Annotated in this window: 20 protein-coding genes; 4 read left to right on the top strand and 16 right to left on the bottom strand. The window is 61.8% G+C overall.

Going from position 1 to position 20,917, the window contains the following annotated elements; genetic code table 11:
• Positions 1–86: 86 nt before the first annotated feature.
• The 11 genes from Thiofri_RS21265 to Thiofri_RS21215 all read right to left on the bottom strand — a co-directional run bounded on the left by Thiofri_RS21265 (position 87) and on the right by Thiofri_RS21215 (position 10,652).
• Positions 87–2,426: a proton-conducting transporter transmembrane domain-containing protein gene (locus tag Thiofri_RS21265; RefSeq protein ID WP_009148154.1), complete on the bottom strand. Its 2,340-nt coding sequence runs from the start codon at positions 2,424–2,426 to the stop codon at positions 87–89.
• Between the two features lie 82 nt (positions 2,427–2,508).
• Entirely contained in the window at positions 2,509–4,317 is a 1,809-nt protein-coding gene (locus Thiofri_RS21260; RefSeq protein WP_009148153.1) for a complex I subunit 5 family protein, read from the bottom strand.
• On the bottom strand, positions 4,314–5,819 hold the full coding sequence (locus Thiofri_RS21255) for a complex I subunit 5 family protein (RefSeq protein WP_009148152.1): 1,506 nt from the start codon (positions 5,817–5,819) through the stop codon (positions 4,314–4,316). The genes Thiofri_RS21260 and Thiofri_RS21255 overlap by 4 nt, the downstream gene beginning before the upstream one ends.
• Complete coding sequence (locus tag Thiofri_RS21250; protein WP_009148151.1) at positions 5,816–7,285, bottom strand: complex I subunit 5 family protein; 1,470 nt, start codon at positions 7,283–7,285, stop codon at positions 5,816–5,818. The genes Thiofri_RS21255 and Thiofri_RS21250 overlap by 4 nt, the downstream gene beginning before the upstream one ends.
• Complete coding sequence (locus Thiofri_RS21245; protein ID WP_009148150.1) at positions 7,278–7,556, bottom strand: cation:proton antiporter subunit C; 279 nt, start codon at positions 7,554–7,556, stop codon at positions 7,278–7,280. The genes Thiofri_RS21250 and Thiofri_RS21245 overlap by 8 nt, the downstream gene beginning before the upstream one ends.
• Positions 7,557–7,631: 75 nt before the next feature.
• Complete coding sequence (locus tag Thiofri_RS21240) at positions 7,632–8,327, bottom strand: MnhB domain-containing protein (RefSeq protein WP_009148149.1); 696 nt, start codon at positions 8,325–8,327, stop codon at positions 7,632–7,634.
• A complete protein-coding gene (locus Thiofri_RS21235; RefSeq protein ID WP_009148148.1) occupies positions 8,324–8,995 on the bottom strand; it encodes a Na(+)/H(+) antiporter subunit B in 672 nt (223 codons plus the stop codon). Before Thiofri_RS21235 ends, Thiofri_RS21240 begins: the two co-directional genes overlap by 4 nt.
• Complete coding sequence (locus Thiofri_RS21230; protein WP_009148147.1) at positions 8,992–9,291, bottom strand: monovalent cation/H(+) antiporter subunit G; 300 nt, start codon at positions 9,289–9,291, stop codon at positions 8,992–8,994. The genes Thiofri_RS21235 and Thiofri_RS21230 overlap by 4 nt, the downstream gene beginning before the upstream one ends.
• Positions 9,288–9,614 carry a monovalent cation/H+ antiporter complex subunit F gene (locus tag Thiofri_RS21225; protein WP_009148146.1) on the bottom strand — a complete coding sequence of 109 codons (327 nt, stop codon included), beginning with the start codon at positions 9,612–9,614 and terminating at the stop codon, positions 9,288–9,290. Before Thiofri_RS21225 ends, Thiofri_RS21230 begins: the two co-directional genes overlap by 4 nt.
• 34 nt (positions 9,615–9,648) lie before the next feature.
• Positions 9,649–10,218 carry a Na+/H+ antiporter subunit E gene (locus Thiofri_RS21220; RefSeq protein ID WP_190275797.1) on the bottom strand — a complete coding sequence of 190 codons (570 nt, stop codon included), beginning with the start codon at positions 10,216–10,218 and terminating at the stop codon, positions 9,649–9,651.
• Positions 10,219–10,487: 269 nt separating this feature from the next.
• Complete coding sequence (locus Thiofri_RS21215; protein WP_009148144.1) at positions 10,488–10,652, bottom strand: hypothetical protein; 165 nt, start codon at positions 10,650–10,652, stop codon at positions 10,488–10,490.
• A 38-nt stretch (positions 10,653–10,690) separates the two neighbouring features.
• Here Thiofri_RS21215 and Thiofri_RS21210 point away from each other — a divergent pair, with 38 nt between their 5' ends.
• Entirely contained in the window at positions 10,691–11,716 is a 1,026-nt protein-coding gene (locus Thiofri_RS21210) for a DUF2333 family protein (RefSeq protein ID WP_009148143.1), read from the top strand.
• Positions 11,717–11,826: 110 nt separating this feature from the next.
• On the opposite strand, the gene Thiofri_RS21205 is transcribed toward Thiofri_RS21210, so the two are convergent.
• Positions 11,827–13,398 (bottom strand): SUMF1/EgtB/PvdO family nonheme iron enzyme, encoded by a 1,572-nt coding sequence (locus Thiofri_RS21205; RefSeq protein ID WP_009148142.1) that lies wholly within the window; start codon positions 13,396–13,398, stop codon positions 11,827–11,829.
• A 257-nt stretch (positions 13,399–13,655) separates the two neighbouring features.
• Between Thiofri_RS21205 and Thiofri_RS21200 the strand changes: the two genes are divergently transcribed.
• On the top strand, positions 13,656–14,414 hold the full coding sequence (locus tag Thiofri_RS21200) for a DUF6776 family protein (RefSeq protein WP_040855652.1): 759 nt from the start codon (positions 13,656–13,658) through the stop codon (positions 14,412–14,414).
• Between the two features lie 237 nt (positions 14,415–14,651).
• Entirely contained in the window at positions 14,652–15,197 is a 546-nt protein-coding gene (locus Thiofri_RS21195) for a bactofilin family protein (protein ID WP_009148139.1), read from the top strand.
• Positions 15,198–15,338: 141 nt separating this feature from the next.
• On the opposite strand, the gene rpiA is transcribed toward Thiofri_RS21195, so the two are convergent.
• Positions 15,339–15,995, bottom strand: a complete 657-nt coding sequence (gene rpiA / locus Thiofri_RS21190; protein WP_009148138.1) for a ribose-5-phosphate isomerase RpiA — start codon at positions 15,993–15,995, stop codon at positions 15,339–15,341.
• A 264-nt stretch (positions 15,996–16,259) separates the two neighbouring features.
• On the opposite strand from rpiA, the gene ilvA reads away from it, so the two are divergent.
• Positions 16,260–17,804, top strand: coding sequence for a threonine ammonia-lyase, biosynthetic (gene ilvA / locus Thiofri_RS21185; RefSeq protein ID WP_009148137.1), 1,545 nt, complete (start codon positions 16,260–16,262; stop codon positions 17,802–17,804).
• Here the strand turns inward: ilvA and Thiofri_RS21180 are convergent.
• The 3 genes from Thiofri_RS21180 to Thiofri_RS21170 all read right to left on the bottom strand — a co-directional run bounded on the left by Thiofri_RS21180 (position 17,784) and on the right by Thiofri_RS21170 (position 20,762).
• Positions 17,784–18,407 (bottom strand): bacterial microcompartment protein, encoded by a 624-nt coding sequence (locus Thiofri_RS21180; RefSeq protein WP_009148136.1) that lies wholly within the window; start codon positions 18,405–18,407, stop codon positions 17,784–17,786. The genes ilvA and Thiofri_RS21180 overlap by 21 nt on opposite strands.
• Positions 18,408–18,475: 68 nt before the next feature.
• Complete coding sequence (gene lipA, locus Thiofri_RS21175; RefSeq protein ID WP_255324716.1) at positions 18,476–19,465, bottom strand: lipoyl synthase; 990 nt, start codon at positions 19,463–19,465, stop codon at positions 18,476–18,478.
• Between the two features lie 202 nt (positions 19,466–19,667).
• Positions 19,668–20,762, bottom strand: a complete 1,095-nt coding sequence (locus Thiofri_RS21170) for a DUF2333 family protein (protein WP_009148134.1) — start codon at positions 20,760–20,762, stop codon at positions 19,668–19,670.
• Between the last annotated feature and the right edge of the window lie 155 nt (positions 20,763–20,917).

Genomic DNA, 20,917 nt, shown 5'->3' with positions numbered 1-20,917 from the left:
GAGCTGCTCGCCTCAGGGAGTGGCTCGAGCCGGGATCAGCTGCCTGCCCAGGGTATCCGTTCGTGAGGGCCGTCGCCTCACAGGGGCTATGGCTCGCTGATGGGTTGACGACGCGCGATCTCGGCATTCATGGCGTGCAGCAGCCGGAAGCTGATGCCACCGGTCGAGCGCAGGCCATTGGCTTGCTCGAAGGCGCGAATGGCATCCCTGGTGGCGGGGCCGATCATGCCGTCAGTGCTGCCGGGCGCATAGCCGAGCCATTGAAGATTGCGCTGTAGCACCAGCACCAAGCGGTTGCTGGTTTCGGGCTCGGCGAGCGCTCGCAGACCGCCCGCCTCATCGGCAACGCACTGGGTCAGCTCAATGAATGTGCCGGGATCATCAGCCTGGGTAAAGATGAAAAGGGCATTATCCTGGCATTGCAGGGGCGATGCTTCGGCGGGCACGGCGCTGTCTGATGCAACGGGTTGGTTGGCGGCGTCAGCGCCTGCGATCTTATGGGCTCGGCTGTCGCCATCGCTGTGGTTCGCGCTTGGTGATGGCGCAGCAGGCGGGGCCGGCTGCTGTGTTTTCCAGGGGTCGGCCGGGATGACGCCGGTGGTCTCCTCCTCAATCGGTCGCATCGCCAGTGGCCGAGGCTCCGGATTGGACTCGGTGGCCTTGGTTGCGGCCAGGGGGTGACTGGCAGCCATGGGTTGGCGGACAGGCCCAAACTCGGCTGGCCCGCCCAGCAGCGAGAACAGCAGCACCGCACCGACTGCCAACCAGAGTGCGCCTGCCACCGGCCAAGCGCGTAACTCGCGCTCCGGGTCGCCCGGCGGGCGGGTGAAGCGCTGGCTCACGGCTTGAGACGCCCAGGCACCAATGCGACTGACCAATGCCTGCCAGTGGAACCAAAGCAGAGCGCCCAGCAATTGCATCAGTCGATAGATGGGTACCAGCCATTCCAGCAGATCTCCCGGCGGTACTCGCCCGACCAACTGAGCCAGCGGCTGTTGCCCGCGCCTGGCTAGCCAGACAGCCGCTGCCACTAGCCCAAGACCGAGCGCGACTGGCAGTCCATTGGCAAGCAGCGTCTTGGGCTCGGCCAGCGCGAAGGGCAGGATAATGATGGTCTGTAGCAGCAGCGCCCAAGCAATTTCCGCGGCGCCCTCGCCGGCCAGCGGATGCGCGCGGGTGCCTTTGGCAAGCCACAGCAGGCGGGCCATTAGCGCCGTGGTGACTATGGTGGATAAGGTCAGCGCCAATCCCAGCCACAGCCAGGTCGGTGGCAGCCCAGCGAGCAGCGGCTTGGTGGCATCCTTGGCCACGGCGCCCGTGGTCAGGGGCGCGCCGGCCATGGCGAGGGCGAGAAAGCCAAGCCCGCCCAGAATCAGCGGCTGGCGCATCGCCTCGGCGTGCTTGCGCAGCCCGACGCCGAGAAAAAGCCCTCCCTTGACCAACCCATGATGGGCCGCATAGAGCGCAATAGCCGTCACGCCGAGCGGTGCCAACGCCGGCTGCAATAGCGTTAGCCCCAGCAGCACCAGCAGAAAGCCCATTTTGCTGATGCTCGAATAGGCCAGGATGACCTTGAGATCACGTTGCATCAGGCCCAGGACTAGGCCGAAAAACAGGGTGAACAGCCCGAGCAGGATCAGCGCCGTGCCCCAGTGCGGCAGTGCCAGTTCGCCCACCGGCAGGAAGCGCAGCCAGCCGAGCAGCGCGACCTCGATCATGGTGCCGCTCAGCACCGCACTGGCGGCAATGGGTGCCGCCGGATGCGCCAGCGGCAGCCACAGATGCAGCGGAAAAATGCCTGCCTTCACTCCCAGCCCCAGCAAAGCCAGGGCAATGGCCAGATCGCTCAGTACCGCCAGTTGCTGTGGATTGGGTGCCGTGGTGCCAGTCTCGGCGGCAATCATCGCCAAGGCAGCGAATAGCAGTACCTCCCCGAGCAGCGCCATGATCAGATAGACTTTGCCAGCACGCAGCGCGGCACGGGTGCCGTCGTGTATTACCAGAATGTAAGATGCCAGCCCCATGATGGCAAAGCCAACATAGAAACTGGCCAGGTCGAGCCCCAGAATGAGCCAGAAGTTGCCGCCCATCGCCAGCAAAAAGAAGGCATTGAAACGCGCCGCGCGGCGATCATCCTCGTCCGCCGCCAGCGCGCGCCAGCGCTGACTGGCTGCGAATATCCCAGCCGCGAGCCACAGCATGGCGGTGAATATCAAAAAGATTCGGCCGGTGGTATCCAGTCCCAGGTGGGTGCCGAGCAACAGCCAGGGCAATTCGACGCGGGTGTCGACTGGCAGGGCGAAGGCAATCAGCAGGGCCGGCAGCGCCCCCAGCGGCGAAAGCCACCACAGCCGCCTTGCCAGAGCCGGCCCGGCCAGCAGCAGCGGCCAGACCCAGGCGAACAGCAGCCAGAAGCCGTTCAGCATCGCCACGGCGAAAATCTCCCCGGGATCGCGGTCCTAAGCCGCCAAACGCGCGAGCGCAGACCAGAGCAAAGGCGGGTGCGCATCACAGACCACCTGCCAGCAGCAAAAACAGCAACAAAATGCCGAAAGCCAGCCACAGTGCCCCCGCCACTGACCAAGCGCGCAGCCTGGTTTCCACCCAAGCCCCGGAAGCCGTATCGAGTGCAAGTTGCGCAAGCCCGCCCCCAACCAGCCAGCGCGCGAGGGCATCGCGTGCGTCTTGCCAGCCCTGCCACAGCCAGTTGGCGGCGGTGCTTAGCCCGCGCGCGCCGCGCAGAACCAGGGGCAGAAGATCGCCTGGAGGTAACCGGCCCACCAGCTTTGATAGCGGGTTAAAGCCGCGCCGCGCCAAAAGCAGCACGGCGGCACAGGCAGCCAGGGCAACCACCGTATTCGCGGTATTGCTCAGCCAGGCCGAGGCCGGACCAAAAACCCAGGGCAGTGCGGCAATCAGCCCTACCAGCAGGCTCCAGCCGATCAGCGGCGGGATAACCCTCGGACGCACGGAAAGGGTTTGGGCCTCCAGTGCGCTAAACGCAGTTTCCGGACGTTCATGCTGGGCCAAGGCACGCGCATCAGCGGTGCGAACAATCAGCCAGAAGAAGCGTGCCATCAGCGCCACAGTGGCCAGCGTCATCAGCCATAGCAGTGGGTTCAACCAACTCCAAGGCGCATCTTGCAATAACGGCTTAGTCAGGTATTTGGCCAGGGCGCCACTGGTCAGAGGTGCGCCGGCCAGCGTCAGAGCCAGAAAGCCCAGACCCACCAGCAGCCAGCGCCGCGCGCGCTGGCCGCCCGGAAGTGTCTTTTGCTCGTACAGACCTAGCCCCAGAAATAACCCCGCCTTGGTGAGCGCATGGTGGGCGGCGTAGAAGACCATGGCCGTCACGCCCACTCCGACCAATTCCGGCTGGCCGAGCATCAGGCCGGTCAACAGCAGCAGAAAGCCCATTTTGCTGATGCTTGAATAGGCCAGCACGACCTTAGGGTCGCGCTGCATCAGGCCGATCGGCAGCGCATAAAGGGCCGTGGTCAGCCCAATGATGACCAGCGCCAGCGACCAGCCCGGCCAGGTCACGGCCCCGAGCGGCAGCCAGCGCAGCCAGCCAAGCAGCGCGACCTTGATCATGGCACTGCTCAGCACCGCGGTCGCGGCGACCGGCGCGGCTGGATAGGTCAGCGGCAGCCACAGATGCAGAGGCACAATGGCCGCCTTCACCCCCAGGCCCACCAGCACCAAGGCCAGGCTCAAATCACTGACTTGCGCCAGCAGTTCAGGTGTCGGTGTCAGGGTCGCGCTCTGGGCGGAGACACTCACCAGCCCCGCGAACAGCGCCACCTCGCCGAGCATCGTCATCGCCAGATAAAGCCGCCCGGCGCGCAAGGCTGCGACGCTGCCATCGGCGACCACTAGTGCATAGGACGCCAGCCCCATGATGGCGAAGCCAACATAGAAGCTGATGACATCCAATCCGACCACCGCCCACAACTGCCCGCTCATGGCGAGCAGAAAGAACGCATTGAAACGGCGCTGCCCGAGGTTGTCTGGCCCCTGTTGTGAGAGACCGGTTCGCATCAGGCCGGCAACAAAGACTGAAGCGAGCAGCCACAACACTGCACTGAACAGCAAAACCACGCGCCCGGCGGTATCCAGCCCCAGTTCAGTGCCCAGCATCAGCCAGGGCAATTCAAGCCGGGAGTTGGCCGGCAGCACCATGGCCGCACCCAACGCCGGCAGCGCCCCCAAAGCCGGCAGCCAGGTCCAGCGCCAGCGTGCAGCCAGAGGGGCCAGCAGCAGCGGCCAGACCCAGAGCGCCAGCAGCAGCCAGGCGGGGGAGGTGAAAGCACTCATCCGTGATACTCACGCCGCGCGATGAGCTCTGTCCACTCCAGCGGACTGAAGGGTGCGGCTGCCAATAGTCCGGCGATCAGGCACAAAGCGGCAGTAATCAGAGGCGGCCATAGCAGGGTGGCGTGGGTTTCCAGTCGTCGGCGCGGGATTTCCTCATGTGGCCAGTCTGCCGGTGGTTCGCGGAACCAGGCGCGAAAGAGAATTGGCAGAAAATAGCCGGCATTTAGCAGGGTACTGACCGCCAGTACCAGCAGGACCCAGGGCATGCCGGCCTCGATTGCGCCCATGCCCAGATACCATTTACTGATAAAGCCAGCGATAGGCGGAATGCCGATCATGCCCAGCGCCCCGACACTGAAGGCCAGAGTGGTCCAGGGCATGCGACGGCCGATGCCATTCATCTCGCTGACCTTGTGCACGCCCAGGGTCTCGGCATAATTCCCCGCGCACAAAAACAGCGTGATCTTCATGATGCCCTGATGCACCAGATGCACCATGCCGCCAATGGTCGCGACTGGCCCGAGGATGGAGGCGCCCAGCGCAATGTAAGACACCTGACTGACGGTCGAGTAGGCCAGGCGCTTTTTCAGCCCATCCTGACTGAGCGCCATCATGGAACCATAAATGATGGTGATTGAAGCCAGAGCGCCGAGGATGGTCAGTAGGCCGAGCGAATGGGCGAACTCAACGCCATAGATGTCGTAGACCAGCCGCACAATGCCAAAGGCACCGGCCTTGACCACAGCGACCGCATGCAACAGGGCACTGACCGGCGCGGGCGCCACCATGGAGCGCGGTAGCCAACCATGCAGGGGCACTAACGCCGCCTTGACTCCCAGCCCAGCCAGCAACAGCAGAAAAATCGCGATGAACTGCGGATACAACGCTGACGGTTGATCCGACAAGAGCCCGCCTTGGGTGAAATCAACCGGGCCGATCAACCCCTGAAGCCAGACAGCGCCAGTGAGCAGCAACGCCCCACCGACCATGGTATAGGCAAGATAGACCCGTGCTCCGGCAGTCGCATCTGGCGTGCCGCGATGCGAGACCAGCGGATAGGTGGCCAGAGTCAGAATCTCGTAGAAGACCACAAAGGTGAACAGGTTCCCGGCCAGTGCGACACCCACAGTTGCGGTGACGCACAGGCTGAAAAAGCCGAAGAAGCGGCTACGATTGGGCGAGTGCTCCAGATAGCCGACAGCATAAATGGTGGTCACCAACCAGAGCACGGTCGATAGGGTGACAAACAGCACAGAGAGCGCGTCAGCCCGTAAAATCAAGCTCAGCCCGGGGGCAAGCGGCAGCTCGGCGCGATAGGCGTGGTCGTGGTAGACCCCCCAGACCAGCACCCCGACCAGTAGCAGCTTGACGATGGCGCCGGTCAGGTTCAGCAGGGTGCGCAGGCGACGGTTGTCTTCCGCCACCAGAAAGATTGCCAGACCGGGCAGTAGCGAACTCAGCACAATGGCAACCGGCAGCAGATGGTCAAAGCTCGTGGTCATGACGCCCCTCCGGTAACACCCAGCAGGCGCCACAGCGGCGCGGTAGTGAGCCCTAACACCCCAACCGCCATCACGGCCAGCAGTAGCGCCGGCACCTCGGCACCGGCCTGAGTGAAGAAGCGCCTTGGTGTGGGCTCCAGCCCGAAAGCTTGAGTCAGCAGCCGGAACACATAGGCTACCGCCAGCAGCGTGCCAGCAAAGAGTACTAGTACCCACCACCACTGCCCGGTGGCGAAGGCGCCGCCAAGTAGTAGCCACTTCGCGGTGAAATTGCCGCTTGGCGGCAGGCCGATCAGGGCCATGCCAGCCAGCGCAAGGGTCAGGGTGGTGGCTGGTAGCCGTTGCATGGTGGCGCCCAGGTCGGCGATGCGATCATGCCCGGCTTGCTTCTGCATGAAGCCCGCTGCGAGAAAAAAGCCGGACTTCGCAAAGCCATGCGTGATGGCCATCAGCGCTAGGGCCACCAGCAGGTTGTCGCGTGCATCACCAGCAGGCAAGGCCTGCATGATGGGGAAAAACACAAACAGATAGCCAAGTTGAGCCACAGTCGAATAGGCCGCCAGCAGCTTGAGGCGCTCGGCGCGCAATGCCTGCCAGGAGCCCCAGAGCACTGCGCCAGCGCCAAGCAGTCCGAGCAGATTGGCCGCGCCCTGAGTGGTCACAGGCGCGAAGACCAGTAGCCACAGGCGCAAAATCAAGTAAAAAGCCGCCTTGACCACCAGCGCCGAGAGCGCAGCACTGACAGGGGCCGGCGCACTGCCGTGAGCGGGTGGCAGCCAGAAGTGCAACGGAAAGAGCGCAGCCTTGAGCGCTAGTCCCAGCACCATCAGCCCCAGCGCTGTCGCGGCGATGGGGCTTGGCATCTGGCCCTCGGCCAACCCGGCGGTGAGTCGTTCTGTGAGCAGTGCAAAATCCAGGGTCGCGAATCCGGAATAGACCAGTGCCACACCCAGCAGATAGGTCATGGAGCCGAGCAGTCCGACCAGCAGATAGCGCAGATTTGCCTCCAGTGCCGCGCGCTGTCCGCCAAGCGCGCCCAGAGCGGCAGCCGTCAGCCCCAAGAGTTCCAGATTCACGTAGAGATTGAACAGATCGGCTGACAGAAAAAGGCCGTTTAGGGAGGTGAGCAGCAGCAGCCACAGCGGCCAGAAGTGGCGCGCGCGCGCCGGGTCGCGAAAGTAGTCGGCGGCGTTGATGCTGATCACCAGGGTGACCAGCGCTGTCATCGCCAGCATGGCTGTGCTTAGGCCATCGGCGACAAAGCCAATTCCGAGCGGTGCGCCCCAGCCACCAAAATCCGCGTGCAAGGCACCCTGCTGCCAGACACCGAGGGTCAGTAAGGCGGTATTCAGCGTATTGAGCGCCACTGCCAGCAGGCCAAGACGTGCTGCCTGCCCTGGCAGCACCACTGTCAGCAGCGCGCCGCCCAAGGGCAACACCAGGGCTAGAGCGAGGGTTTCAGTCATCGGTGGCGGTTTCCAGTGCGCGCCCAAAGGCAAGCGCCAGGGCCGTGGCACTGACAGCGACCACAATACCAGTCAGCACTAGGGCATGCGGAATAGGGTCAGCGGGTGGCCCAGCGCGCCCAGCGACCGCGATTAGCAGATGAAAGACACCGCTGCCCATGATGTTCATCGCAATCAGCTTGCGCAGCAGCGCCCGGTGGAGCAGAAAGGACCAGGCGCCAAGCCCAAAGAGCGCAAAGCCGGCACCTGCGTAGAGAAACTCAGCTGTCATGATCTTCTCGTCATGGTGTTGAGAGGTGAGTGCAAAGCAGTGAGAAACGCGTGAAGAAACCCCATGACCCCGTCGTCATCTCTTCTTGTCGTAAGGGTCATCCTCGCTCCCCACATAGGCCGCTGCCAGCAGCGTCGCAATGGTCAGGGTGGCGAAGACCTCAATTGCCAAAATCAGCCAGCCGGACCAGGCTGGCGGATAGTTAAGGAAGTCGCGCCCCGCTAGCATTGTTCCCAAGCCGACCAGGGCAAAAACAGCAATACCGGCAACTGCCAGCCAGCGCTGCGCGGACACGCTCGGAAGCCCGGCACTTGCCGCGCCCCCAAGACGCAGAATGACCCCAGCTGCCGCAAGCAGGGCGCCGGCCTGAAACGCGCCGCCCGGTGCCTTGGCGCCAATCCACAGCAGATAACCCGCCGTAATGATCAACAAAGGCACCACCCAGGCCACCATGCCGGCATAGACTGGCCCGGCGCGCTGATAGCCGGGTGTGGCGGCCCCAAGCGACCAGATGCCTAACAGGGCTGCAAGCAGCACGGCAAGCTCCAACAAGGTGTCGAGTGCGCGAAAATTGAGCAGTACGGCGGTGACCGGATTGGTGACCCCTGTGCGCACCAGTTCGGCCTGGGCCGGTGCCGCCAGCCCGGTGGTGGCCGACTCCAGCTGATGGCTGAAAAAGACCCACTGCAGCAGGCCCACCAGCAGTACCAGAAAAACCACCACCAGAATGGCAGCGGATTGCTGAGGCTTGGGCTCCAGGCGCATGCTCATTTGGGCGGGCTCCGATCAGGTGGCTCTGATTTGGGCCTAGGCTTGGGTTTGAGCTTGCGCTTTGGCTTTGGCTTAAGCGGGGGTTGGGGCTCGGATAGGGGGGCTACGGGCTGAGCGGTTGGAGACCCAGCCTCCGGTCCAGCATCCACCGCGCCTGATTCGGCGATGGCAGCCTTTGCTACTGGTGGTTCTGGTTCCGCGGGCGCTGGCGGAGATAGGGCCTGCTCGGGCGCGGATGGCTCGGGCGTTGCTTCTTTCTCAGGCTCGGGCGGCTCGGCATCCAGTTTCGGTTCAGGTGCTTGTAACTCAGGCTCAAGCTCGGCACTCGTTTCAGGCGCGTAGTCACCTTCAGGTGCAGGCACATCCGGCGCGGCTGCGACCGGTTCTGGCTCCCTTGCCTCGGGCTTGCCAGGCTCCCGGCTACCCGGCATGCGCCGCGCGGCCGCCAGCATCAGGGCGCCACCCAGTCCTGCGCCAATGGCCGCTTCGGCCAGGGCCACATCTGGCGCGCCAAGCCTTGCCCAGACAATTGACAGCCACAACCCGAAGGCGATGAACAGAATGGCCGCGCGACGCGGGTCGCGGCTGCTCAGGGTCGAGATTGCCAGGCCGAGCAGGGTGGAGATCATCAGGATGTCGAAAACGAACATGGCTGGAGTGTCTGTCATTGCCGATCCTCCCCGTCGCCATGCAGGGCGCGCTTGGCGATCAGGTGGGCACCGGTGGCACCGCCGAGCAGCACCAGCAGCCAGATCAGAAACAGCTCCAGCGCGTACCAGAGGCTGGGCGCCCAGGGCAATAAGCCGAGAATCACCAGCCCAAGGCCAAGGTTATCGGCCTTGGTCAGGGCGTGCAGGCGGGTAAATAAATCCGGCAGTCGCAGCAGGCCCAGGGTGCCGGCGGCAAAAAAAACCAGACCAGCACCGATTACAACGATGGAGTAGATCATCAACAGGGTCGTCATGTCTGGCTCCGATTCGACCTGTTGTGGGGCTGCGGCGATGATTCAGGCGCTGAGGCCGTTGGCGCGGGACTCGGCGGCGCGCGGCGGCGAGTCAGTGCGGCAACTGCGACCGCAGCGAGCAGGCTGAACACCAGCGCCACATCGGCAAGCGCCGGTGCCTCCAGCGCGGCGGCGAGCAGCAGGAGCACGCCAATGCTGGCAGTGCCGAGCAACTGCACTGCCAGCAGCCGATCCGCTGGAGTCGGTCCGCGCAGCGCGCGCACCAGACCGATTGCCATGGTGGTCAGGAGGAAACTGGCAAAAGCAAGCAGCCAGGAAGTCATATCAGTCCGGTGCCATCTGAGAGGGTTGTTGTCATTAGAGGGTTCCAGCCCGGATGGACTCGCGAAACAGACGCGCAACCTGCAACTCTAGTTGCGCCAGCTCGCGATAATTATCCGCGCCAGTATCCAGCACATGAATCACCAGTCGGTCGGGCGCTTCCAGATCGGCGCTCAGAGTGCCGGGCAGCAGGCTGATCAGGTCGAGAAAAAAAATCTGCGCGCCCGGATGGCGCAGCGCGGTGCGATAGGTCTGAAAGCCGGGTGAAATAGCCAGCGGTCGCGCCAGGATGCGTCGTGTGACATCTATCCCACCGCGCATCGAGGTGACGAGAAAAAAGCCGAAAAAGGCCGGCAGTTGCCGGATGTCGATGATCAGCAAGGGCGCGCCCACCGCCCGTGAGGCAAGGGGTCGCGCAATCCCGGACTGGGCCAGATCGACTGAGGCCAGCCCCAGTGACGAACCGGCAGGCCCGCGCAGCACCGGGCGCGGATGGGAAACTTCCAGCCGCCTGCTCGCCCAGGTGGCCGCTAATACCACGGGCAGGCCGATGATCCAAGACAAGGGATCGGCCTGGGTGAAAACGAGCCAAAGGCCTGCGAACATCAGCCCGCGCATCGGTAAACGACTGCTAGCGATCCTTATCATCCTCTGGAATCATCCTTTTGGAACCACGATTGTCGGGTGACATCCGAACTGGTCTGCCGGGTTCGCCTGGTGCTACGCAAATGAGCGAGCAGCCAGTGCTGGGCAGCCAGAGTGTAGCAAAACTGGCCAGGCATGCCGCGACCAGGGGTAGCTGTGAGAGTTTTTCCAGCCCTTGCCAAGGCCAATGTGCCCGCCATAATCTGTCGTCAGTGCGCCTGGTTTTCCGGTTAGAATGGCAAGAATTCCACGGCGGCCCCCAAGGGCGCCACGCGCAAACCGCTGATTGGCAGACGCTCGAACCGCCCGCGACCATCCTGTAACCCAGGCAACTGGTGCAGATAGTTGGCGCGGGCCATTGCCGGAGCCAGGCCGAGTGTCTCGCCCATCAGCATTCAATTCGGTTCATTTTATCCAAAACGAGGTGCTCATTGTGACCAAGGAAACCTCCGCCGGCCGCTCGGACGAGCAGTCAAACACAACGTCATCGACCCGCAGCAAATGGCCTGTCGGCCGCATCATCGCTGTGCTGGTGGTGCTGTCGATGGCAACCATCGTCGGTCTTGGCGTCTACTGGTCGCGGCAGCCTGAAACCTTTGATATCAGCCAGATCCAAATCGAGGGCATGGATATCAAGGAGGCGCTCAAGACTCCGGGAGTCGCCACCGTCTCCTCGGCCATTAATGTCGCTGAAACCTTGCTCGAAAAGCCCGGTGGCTATATCAGCAACGACATTACCCCGCCCGGCATCTTGATAGACAACATGCCCAATTGGGAATATGGCGCCCTGACTGAGCTGCGCGACTCCGTCCGCTCGCTGCGTAATGACTTTAGCCGTTCCCAGACCCAGTCGATTGAAAACAATCAGCTGAAACTCGCAGATTCCGATTTTAACTTCGACTCCAATTCCTACATGCTGCCCTCGACCGAGTCCCAGTACCGCGACGGCATTAATGCACTCAAGGAGTATCGCGCGGCCCTGATTGCCGGTACCGACCAGACCGCGCGTTTCTATACTCGTGCAGACAACTTGCGCGCCTATCTGATGGTGGTGGAAAAGCGTCTCGGCAGCTATGCACAGCGCCTGAGCGCCAGCGTAAACGATGCCGAGCTGACCGCTGCCTTCACCGAGGGTGGCGCCCAGATCCTAGAGGCAACGGCCTGGACTGAGGTGGACGATATCTTTTACGAAGCCCGCGGCTACACCTGGGCGCTGCTGCACATGATTCAGGCCATTTCGGTCGATTTTGAATCGGTATTAAAGGGCAAGAACGCCACAGTTTCAGTTGAGCAAATCATGCGCGATCTGCGTGGCGCGGCGATGCGCAAATGGAGCCCCATGGTCCTCAATGGTCACGGCTATGGCTTGCTGGCTAATCACTCGCTGGTGATGGCGTCCTACATCTCGCGCGCCAATGCCGCAGTCATTGACCTGCGTATGCTGCTTGAGAACGGCTGAGGTTTGCTAACGGCTATCCTAGCGCCCGCTCAGGCGGGCGCGAATAGTCAATGACCAGTCTGGTTGATGCTGTGGGCGGCAGCGCTTGAAACTCCGGGGCTATTTGGCATTTAGTCGTTATCTGGGGCCTGATCTGGGGCCTGCGCCGGCGGGGTGAGATCGCGGGCGACACGAAAGCCAAGCATATCCGCTCGCGCATCGGCGGAGAAGCGGTTGCGCGCGTGACTTCGCATGGCCCCTGCCGGAGACTTGAAACTACCACCGCGCACCGCGCGCGACGCGCATCCCGGGTCGCTGCGGGCACTGCCGTCACTGGGAGCGCCCTGATAGCTGTGGTGGTAACAGTCTGTCGTCCATTCATAAACATTGCCGGCGGTATCATAAAGACCGAAGGGGTTGGGCGGGAAGCTGCCTACCGGTGCGGTGGATATCTGATCCCAGCGGGTCCCGCAATTGACGCAGAGCGCGCGACTTGCCGGGGAACCTATGCCCCACCAGAACGATGAGGTGCTGCCGCCGCGCGCCGCGTATTCCCATTCGGCCTCGGTTGGCAGGCGGTAGGGCTGCCCGGTTTTTTTGCCAAGCCACTTGGCGTAGGCCATGGCATCGTCCCAGGACACATCGATGACCGGGCGCGACCCCCGTCCCCAGCCATAATCCTGTGGCCGCCGCGCGCCGGTCTCGCGCACATAACGGTCATAGTCGCTGAATGTCACCTCGCGTGCGCCGATCATGAAACCATCGAGGCTGACTCTGTGGACTGGTCGAGCATCGCTATCGGCCATGCCGACCGGGTTACCCATCATGAATTCGCTCGGCTTGAGCGCCACCATTTCTGGTGCTGTCGTGTCCCCGACCAGAAAAACATCTGTGTGAGTGCCGGCAACGGGCTCGGCGGGCACTCGCAAATCTCCGCTGAGGGGCTCGGACGACGCCGGCCCCGAGGCGCGATCTGCATCCGCAGGCGTTTGATTTTCAGAAACAATCCCGGTCGTCCCCTGCGATACATCCGTTCCCGGATCGGGTCTGCCCGCCGTGGCATTTCCTGCCGGATTGGGCTTGGCGATGGGGGTCGCTGTATTGCTTGGCGCGTCATCCGTGGTCTGCGTCTGCGCTGTTGGCGTTGCTGGCGGTCGGGACGGTGGCGCGGGCTCGGCAATCTGTGGCGATATCGCTTTCTGGCCTGTCAGCGTCATCAGGCCGGCGAACCACAAGGCGGTCACCGTGCCTGCTGCCAGCACCACCCCGGAAAGCAGTCCGGCGGCAAAACTGAGCGGGCTGCCCTTGGCGCCCGCAGACTTGGCGGTGGACTTTTTGCTATCCTCTGCGTCCGCTGCTGCTTGCGCCTCTGGCGCACCGGCAGCGGGCGTGGCGGTGTCGCCCACAAGCTGCGAGGGGCGCTCCTCGGCCTGCTTGAGCGCTCGCTCGCCACGGTCGAGTTCGCGCCGCAGGGCGTCGATGTCCTGATACCGATCCTCGAGCCGGTCTTCCAGTCGGCGGCATTCGTTGGTCAGTTCCTCGACGATGCGCTCCTGCTCGCGTAAGGCAAGGCGCAGGCCTTCATTTTCTTGCTGAATGGCAAGATCGGCGGCCACGGCGCTGATGTTGCGCTGAGCAGGCTGGCCGTTGCCGGTCGAGGGGCTGGTGGCCGGCGGCTTGGATTGTGATGGTTGATCGGGCATGAATTCTCCCCGCCTGGGAGCGGATGCTGATAGTCATTGGACGTGGCAGAGTATAGCCAAGCTGCGCTCAAGCACAAAAACGGCTGCGCCGGTTTGCAAAGGCGTCTATCCTAACGCTCATGGTTCCGGCCACCCCGGACAATGAAGTTGCTGTTTCACGGTAACGCGCCTAGCTGCGACGATACCGGAAAATGAATCCAGGTGATTGAGGATAATCACCCTTTTTTATAGAGTTTAGAGTGCGGATGCGAAAAGGCATGGGACAGGTCAAGGTACGTCGAATTCGCCAACCCCATATTATCGATTCCCGCCCGACCGGACGGCTAGGCCTGTTGCTAGTGTTACTGGTCGTGGCGCTTGGCAGTTGGGGCTATCTGGCGCTCGATCTTCCCCGTGAACAGCCGACCTCTATCAAGGTGCCAGCTCCAGCGAACGAGCCGGTAAAGCCATCTGATCTGGACAGCATCGAACAGAATCGTGCGACACTTGCGGATGAAACCGCCGAACTCGAACAACGACTGCAAAGTCTGAGCGAGGATCGTCAGGCGCAAAGCGAGGCAGTGCGCCAGGCACAAGACGAAATTCGTCAGCTCCAGAGCGAAAACGCCAAACTGCGCTCGCAAATAGCCTTTTTAACGCAGCTCTTCGGCGGCGACGACGGCCCCATCACCATCAGCGATCTGGCCTTGTCGAGTGAGGGCGAGGGCAGCGTGCGTTACTGGTTCAAGGTCTCGCGCACCAATGCCGACGAAGACATGCTGACCGGCCAGGTGCGCATGCAGTTACGCGGCACCATTGACGACCAGGAGCGCTACTTCAGCCTGTCAGAACTGACCGAAAACGGCGACGACGGGCACCGGCTCGGCTTCCGGCATTTCCAGGAAATTGACGGCACAATCAAATTACCGCAAAACTTTCTCCCCGAGGAACTACTGGTGATCGTGGTGCCGGACGACAAGGCCAAAGGTGGAGCACGGCGGCAGTTTGAATGGAAATTGAGCGAAGAGCCAGATTAAACAGCCGAACCAGAGCTGCACCATATAGCTGGTGCGAATGAGTTGTCGTTTTGTCGTGAATCACATGGTTTTATTCTCCGGGCTGGCAGAGACTAAGAGCCTCATCCTGAAATTCTATGTCGATTGGGTAACAACCCCAGACGAGCGAAATGCCAAATACCACCACGCGCTAATTGATGCGAGATAGCAGTGTTTTTCAAAAAAATGTCTCAAAACCAGAACCAGGAGGTTCGTTTCATGGCACGCATTCGTAGAGTGAAGCCGCCCAAGGTCGTGACTGTTATTGGACAGGGTACCGTCATTGAGGGCCATGTCCGATTCTCGGGCGCGCTCCACCTCGACGGGAAGATCAAGGGCGAGGTCACCGCAGAAGCAGAAACCAATGCCACGCTGATCATTAGTGAGCAGGGCGCCATCGAAGGCGACGTCAAAGTCGAGCAGCTCATTACCGACGGTAGCATTGTGGGCGATGTGCATGCGCGCGACCGGGTCGAACTCGGAGCCCATGCGCGCGTCACCGGCACCCTGTATTACCAGTTGCTGGAAATGGCCATGGGCGCCGAGATCAACGGCAAGCTGGTGCATTGCGACTCGGCCGAACTGCAACGCCTGAGCTACGATGGACGCCACTTCGAGGAGACAGTGACGCTGAAGGAAAGCCCTGGAACACCCGAGAGTGCAGCCGATGCTGACAAGCCGCAGGATAATGCCGGCGCCGATAAGGACACTAGCAGCGGCCGCTCACGCCGCGCCAGTACCAAATCGGCGACCGAATCCGCCTGAGCCTGGACGCCCTGACCGCCTGTTTTCTGGCCAAGGCTCAGGGTTTGGGCCACCCGGGACAATGAATCCGCGTGATTAGGCGCAAGACGAGATTAGGCGCGAGAAGATTAGGCGCAAGAGTTAGAGTAGTGGCTTATGCGATCAGGGCTCGTAGATATTGACCCCATTGGGCGAGCCCAGAATCAGCATATCGGCTCCACGCAGGGCGAACAGACCTACGGTCACCACACCGGCGATGTTATTGATCTGCTGCTCCATGGCTGCGGGGTCCTGAATCTCGAGGCCCTGAATGTCTAGAATGGCATTGCCGTTGTCGGTCACGAAGCCCTCGCGCCACACCGGTGTGCCACCGAGCTTGACCAACTCGCGCGCCACATAACTGCGTGCCATCGGAATGACTTCTACCGGCAGCGGGAAGGCCCCGAGCACATCGACACGCTTGCTTTCATCGGCAATGCAGACAAAGGTCTCGCTGGCGGCAGCGACGATTTTCTCGCGCGTCAGTGCGCCGCCGCCCCCTTTGATGAGTTGCAGGCGACCGTTGGCCTCGTCGGCGCCATCGACATAGAGCGACAGGTCGCCGGCGCTGTTGAGATCAAACACCTGTATGCCGTGGCTTTTCAGTCGCTCGCTTGAGACCTCGGAACTCGAGACTGCGCCCTCAAACCGGCCTTTGATCTGGGCGAGAAAATCGATAAAGTGGTTCACGGTCGAGCCGGTGCCAACGCCAATCACGCCACCCTGCACATAGGAAAGGGCGGCCTCGGCGGCTTGTTTTTTCAGTTCGTCCTGAGTCATGGGGCTCAAGCTCCTGGGGTAAGATGATGATTGAAAGGTAATGGTTTAAGGATGATGGTGCCCGGGCAAAGGCCAAGCCGCGCGCATTCTCTAAGCCGTGCGCCTTGTCATGGAAGCGCAGCCTTTATCCTCCGGGTCGGCTGGGGCCGTGAGTATTGCCTAATCTGGATATCATGTGTGGATCATAACAGAGCGACTCCAACCCCGACCTGATCTTCTATCATCGAGACAATCCCCGCGCTTAGCGTCACTTCTGGTTCCCGCATGCCCCATCGCTATATCGAACGTATCCTCAAAGCCCGCGTCTATGAGGTCGCGGTAGAAACCCCACTGAGCCCCGCGCCCCTGCTCTCGCGCCGTCTGGCCAATCAGGTGTTCCTCAAGCGTGAGGACTTGCAGCCGGTGTTTTCCTTCAAGCTGCGCGGGGCTTACAACAAACTGCGCCATCTTACGCCCGAGGCGCTTGCCCGTGGGGTGATTGCCGCCTCGGCTGGCAATCACGCCCAGGGGGTGTCGCTCGGTGCGGCGCGGCTCGGGGCTGAGGCGACCATTGTGATGCCGCGCACCACGCCGGCTATTAAGGTTCAGGCCGTGCGCAATCTCGGCGGGCGCGCACTCCTGCATGGCGACTCATACGACGAGGCCTGCGCTCATGCCTTTGAGCTGGCCGAAGAACGCGGTCTGACCTTTATCCACCCCTTCGATGACCCAGAAGTGATCGCCGGTCAGGGCACCATCGGCATGGAGCTGCTGCGTCAGCACCCGGACCCACCGGCGGCCATCTTCGTGCCCGTCGGTGGTGGGGGGTTGATCGCGGGTATTGCCGCCTATGTGAAATACCTGCGCCCGGAGGTGCTGGTGATTGGCGTCGAGCCGGCTGAAGCAGCGACCCTGCATCAGGCCCTTGCCGCCGGTAAACCTGTCGATCTTCCCGAGGTTGGGCTGTTCGCCGATGGCGTGGCGGTGCGGCGTATTGGCAGCGAGACCTTTCGGGTAGCGCGTGAATGCGTGGATGAGGTGATTTTAGTCGACACCGACGAAATCTGCGCCGCCATTAAGGATATCTATGACGATACTCGAGGCATTGCCGAGCCCGCCGGCGCCTTGGCGGTTGCTGGGCTCAAGCGCTATGTGGAAGTTTACGGCCTGCGCGACGAGCATCTCATTGCCATTGAAAGTGGCGCCAATATCAACTTCGACCGCCTGCGCCATGTCGCCGAGCGCGCTGAACTCGGTGAGCGTCGCGAGGCACTGTTCGCCGTCGGCATTCCCGAGCGGCCCGGCAGTTTTCTCGGCTTCTGTAAGGCGATTGGCAAACGCCAGATTACCGAGTTCAATTATCGCTACAACGATGCCCAAGAGGCCCAGGTGTTTGTCGGCATTGAGCTCGGCGGCGGTGCGCAGGAGCGGTGTGACCTGGCCGAGCGCCTAGAGAAGAAAGGCTTCAGCGTGCTCGATATGAGCGAAAACGAGACCGCGAAGTTGCATATTCGCTTTATGGTGGGCGGCCATGCACCTGGACTGACAGACGAGCGCCTGGTGCGCTTTGAGTTTCCCGAACGTCCTGGCGCGCTGCTGAACTTCTTATCCAGCCTGGGCCGACGCTGGAACATCAGTCTGTTCCATTACCGCAACCATGGTGCGGCCTACGGTCGGGTATTGATGGGCATTCAGGTGCCAGAGGCCGAAGGCGCCGAGTTCGAGCGCAGCCTGCGGGAACTGGGCTATCCCTTCTGGAACGAAACCGACAACCCGGCTTGCCGCCTTTTTGCTGCTAGCGGCCGGGGCCTAGCGGATTATCCCACTTAGGCTCTCGACCGCATTGACCGCCGCTGCTGCGGCCACGTCGGCATCGGCCTCGCGTCCGGCCATGGTCAGGCGGCCGAAGGCACCAACCGCGCGTGCGTCGACCAAAGTCACATTGGCGGCTTTTTCGGCCTCGTTTGCGGCATAGACGATGTAGCCCGCTGGTTCGGTCTCCAAAATAAACAGGCTTTGTCCGGGCAGAATCATCGACCCGCGGCGGTTCTGGCGATTGATCAGCACTGCATGATCTGGCGTGACCGCGCGGATAATCTCGGTCCATGCCACCTGGCATTTCTGGCGGTCGTCTTCTCCCACGCCAAGGCGATTCAATACCGTGCGCCCGGCCTCGAGCACATCACTCTGGTCGCGCTGATGAATCACCATGGTGCCGTAAGCGCGCTCGACCACCTGTTGGCTGAGATGAACCCGGGTGGCTTTCAGCGCAATGTCCGTCAGCCGATGGATGGCCATGCCGGGGGAGACCTCGAGCCACAGACAGGCATCGCCCGGCACCGGCAAAAAGCCCTGGGAAACACTGCCCATATAGGCTGCGAGCTGCGGCTGCAAGGAGTCGATGAAGACGTAGGTCTTAAGCTCAATGGACATGAGTCATTAGCGGGACTGGTTCTGGGGCTAGATTTGGGGCTAGGTTTTGGGGCGATTTCTGGGGCCTGTTAGACGGTGCCGACCAGGCCGTGTGCCTGGCGGTCGGCATGGTAAGAGGAACGCACCATGGCGCCTGCGGCAACAGCGGAAAAGCCCATGGCCTTGCCTGCGGCCTCAAGTGCGCCAAAGGCATCGGGCGTCCAGTATTCGCGCACGGGCAGATGCTCAGCGCTTGGCTGCAAATACTGGCCAATGGTCAGCATGTCGCAGTCATGCGCGCGCAGATCGCGCATTTCCGCCAGCACCTCCTCGCGCGTCTCGCCCAGTCCGAGCATTAGCCCGGATTTCGTCGGCACCTGCGGATGGCGCTGTTTGAACGCACGCAGCAGGTCGAGTGAGCCCTGGTAACTGGCTCCCGGACGGGCCTGTGCATAGAGCCTGGGGACCGTTTCCAGATTATGGTTGAAGACATCGGGCACCGAATCGCCGCGGAAGTGCTCCAGTGCCACCGCCTCGCGCGTGCGAAAATCAGGCACTAGCACTTCGATTCGGGTGGCCGGCGCGCGCTCGCGGATGGCGCGCAGGCAGTCAGCGAAATGCCCAGCGCCACCATCGCGCAGATCGTCACGATCCACCGAGGTGATCACCACATAGCGCAGCCCCATGGTCGCGATTGCCTCGGCCAGACGCGCTGGTTCTTCTGCATCCGGCGGTAGCGGTCGGCCATGGGCTACATCGCAAAAAGGGCACCGGCGCGTGCAGATATCGCCCAGAATCATAAAAGTGGCCGTGCCATGCGCGAAGCACTCACCCAGATTCGGACACTGGGCCTCTTCGCACACGGTTGCCAGTTCAGCATCGCGAAGTAACCGCCTGATCCGCGCCACCCCGGCTCCGAGCGGCGCCTTAGCCCGAATCCAGGCCGGCTTGCGCAAGGATGCGCCCGACTCGACCTTCACCGGAATGCGCGCGACCTTATCTAGCCCACGCTGATGGGTGTGGGGGCTCAGTCGCGACTGTGGGGTTAGCTTCTCGGCGGCCGGCATGGAGTTAGGCATAGGGTCAGGATTCAGGTCATTGCAAGGCGTGCACTCGCAGCTGGCATCCCGGCAGGGAAGGGCGGTTAGCAGCAAGCCAAATTGGCGAAAAAAAGCCGCGAAAAAGCGCAAAGCCGCCCATTTTAACAGCTTCAGTCAGTTTGTTTCGCAGCCGATTCGTTACAGGAGTGCGAAAATGTTCAGGTTATGCTCGAGATGGCAGCTAACCCTGCTCAAGCAGATTGCGCAGATCGATAATGGCCGCGTTGGCGCGTGAGATATAAGACGCCATCACCAGCGAATGATTGGCCATGGGGCCAAAGCCGGTGCCGTTTAAGATCAGCGGGCTCCAGACGGGCTTCTGGGTGTTCTCGAGTGCGCGGATGATCTGGCGCAAGGATACTTCAGCCGTCTTGCCCTCGAGTACTTGCTTGAAGTCAACCTGCACCGCTTTCAGTGTGTGCAAAAGTGCCCAGCAGTAGCCGCGCGACTCGAAGAAAATATCGTCAATTTCCCACCAGGATGTCTTGACCAGCGTCTCAGAGGGGGTCGCTGTGGACTTGGATGCGTTTGGGTCGCCTGCAAGATCGATATCGTGGCGCATCTCCCCAGCATTGGCCGCCAGTCTCAGCGCGAAACTGCCCAGGCGTTTTTCGACCACCGCCAGATAGGCAGCGAGATTGTCCGCGCGGCTAAAGAACTGACCGTCGTACTGTTGATCATCAGCCAAGCGGTCCAGGTAACGGTAGAGGTACTTGGTGCCGTCACGATAGGCTGACTCTGTGGAGGGCAAAATCCAGGAGTCCGAATTGAAATGGAACTGGGGCTCGCCGAGTTGTAAGTCCTTGTCTTCGGTCGACTGGGTTTGGGAACGACTGAAATCATTGCGCAGCGCGCGCACCAGGTCGCGCAGTTCGGTCAGGGCGCCAAATTCCCAGTTCTTGATGTTGTCCAGATACAGACCGGGCGGGATCTTGTCATTGGTGATGTAGCCGCCGGGCTTGTCGAGCAGGGTCTCGCCAATGCCAATCGCGGTGGCTGTCATGACATAACCGGGCACCAGTTTTGTTTTGTCGCCGTCGGCTTTTTCCAGTGCAAACTGCTCGACATCAAACATCCCTGGGCTGCGCGACCAGTAAATGCCGACCAACACCATGATGACCGCGCCGGTTAGCAGCAGGAGTCCGGCGGTCCACCAGAGTCCTTTCTCCTTCCAGGTGCGCGGATCGTAGAGTTTGACGACTTTTGCCGCGCTCTCTTTCAGGCGCAGGGCGTTTTTGGGCGCTGCTGCGCCCGATGGGAAATTCTGCTGTTGCATTGTTTAGGCTCCTGAGCCTGAGACTCGATCAGTCATGACTAACGCTCATGGTCCCCGCCACTCTGGAGAATAAAGTGGCTGTTTCAGGGTAAAGACCGCCATCAGTATCTATTATCGGGGTCTTGGTTGCGATAGTCACCTTTGCGCGCAGCATC

Source organism: Thiorhodovibrio frisius (genome assembly GCF_033954835.1).
In the GTDB taxonomy this organism is placed as follows: Bacteria; Pseudomonadota; Gammaproteobacteria; order Chromatiales; family Chromatiaceae; genus Thiorhodovibrio; species Thiorhodovibrio frisius.
This window is presented reverse-complemented; position numbering and strand designations above follow the sequence as displayed.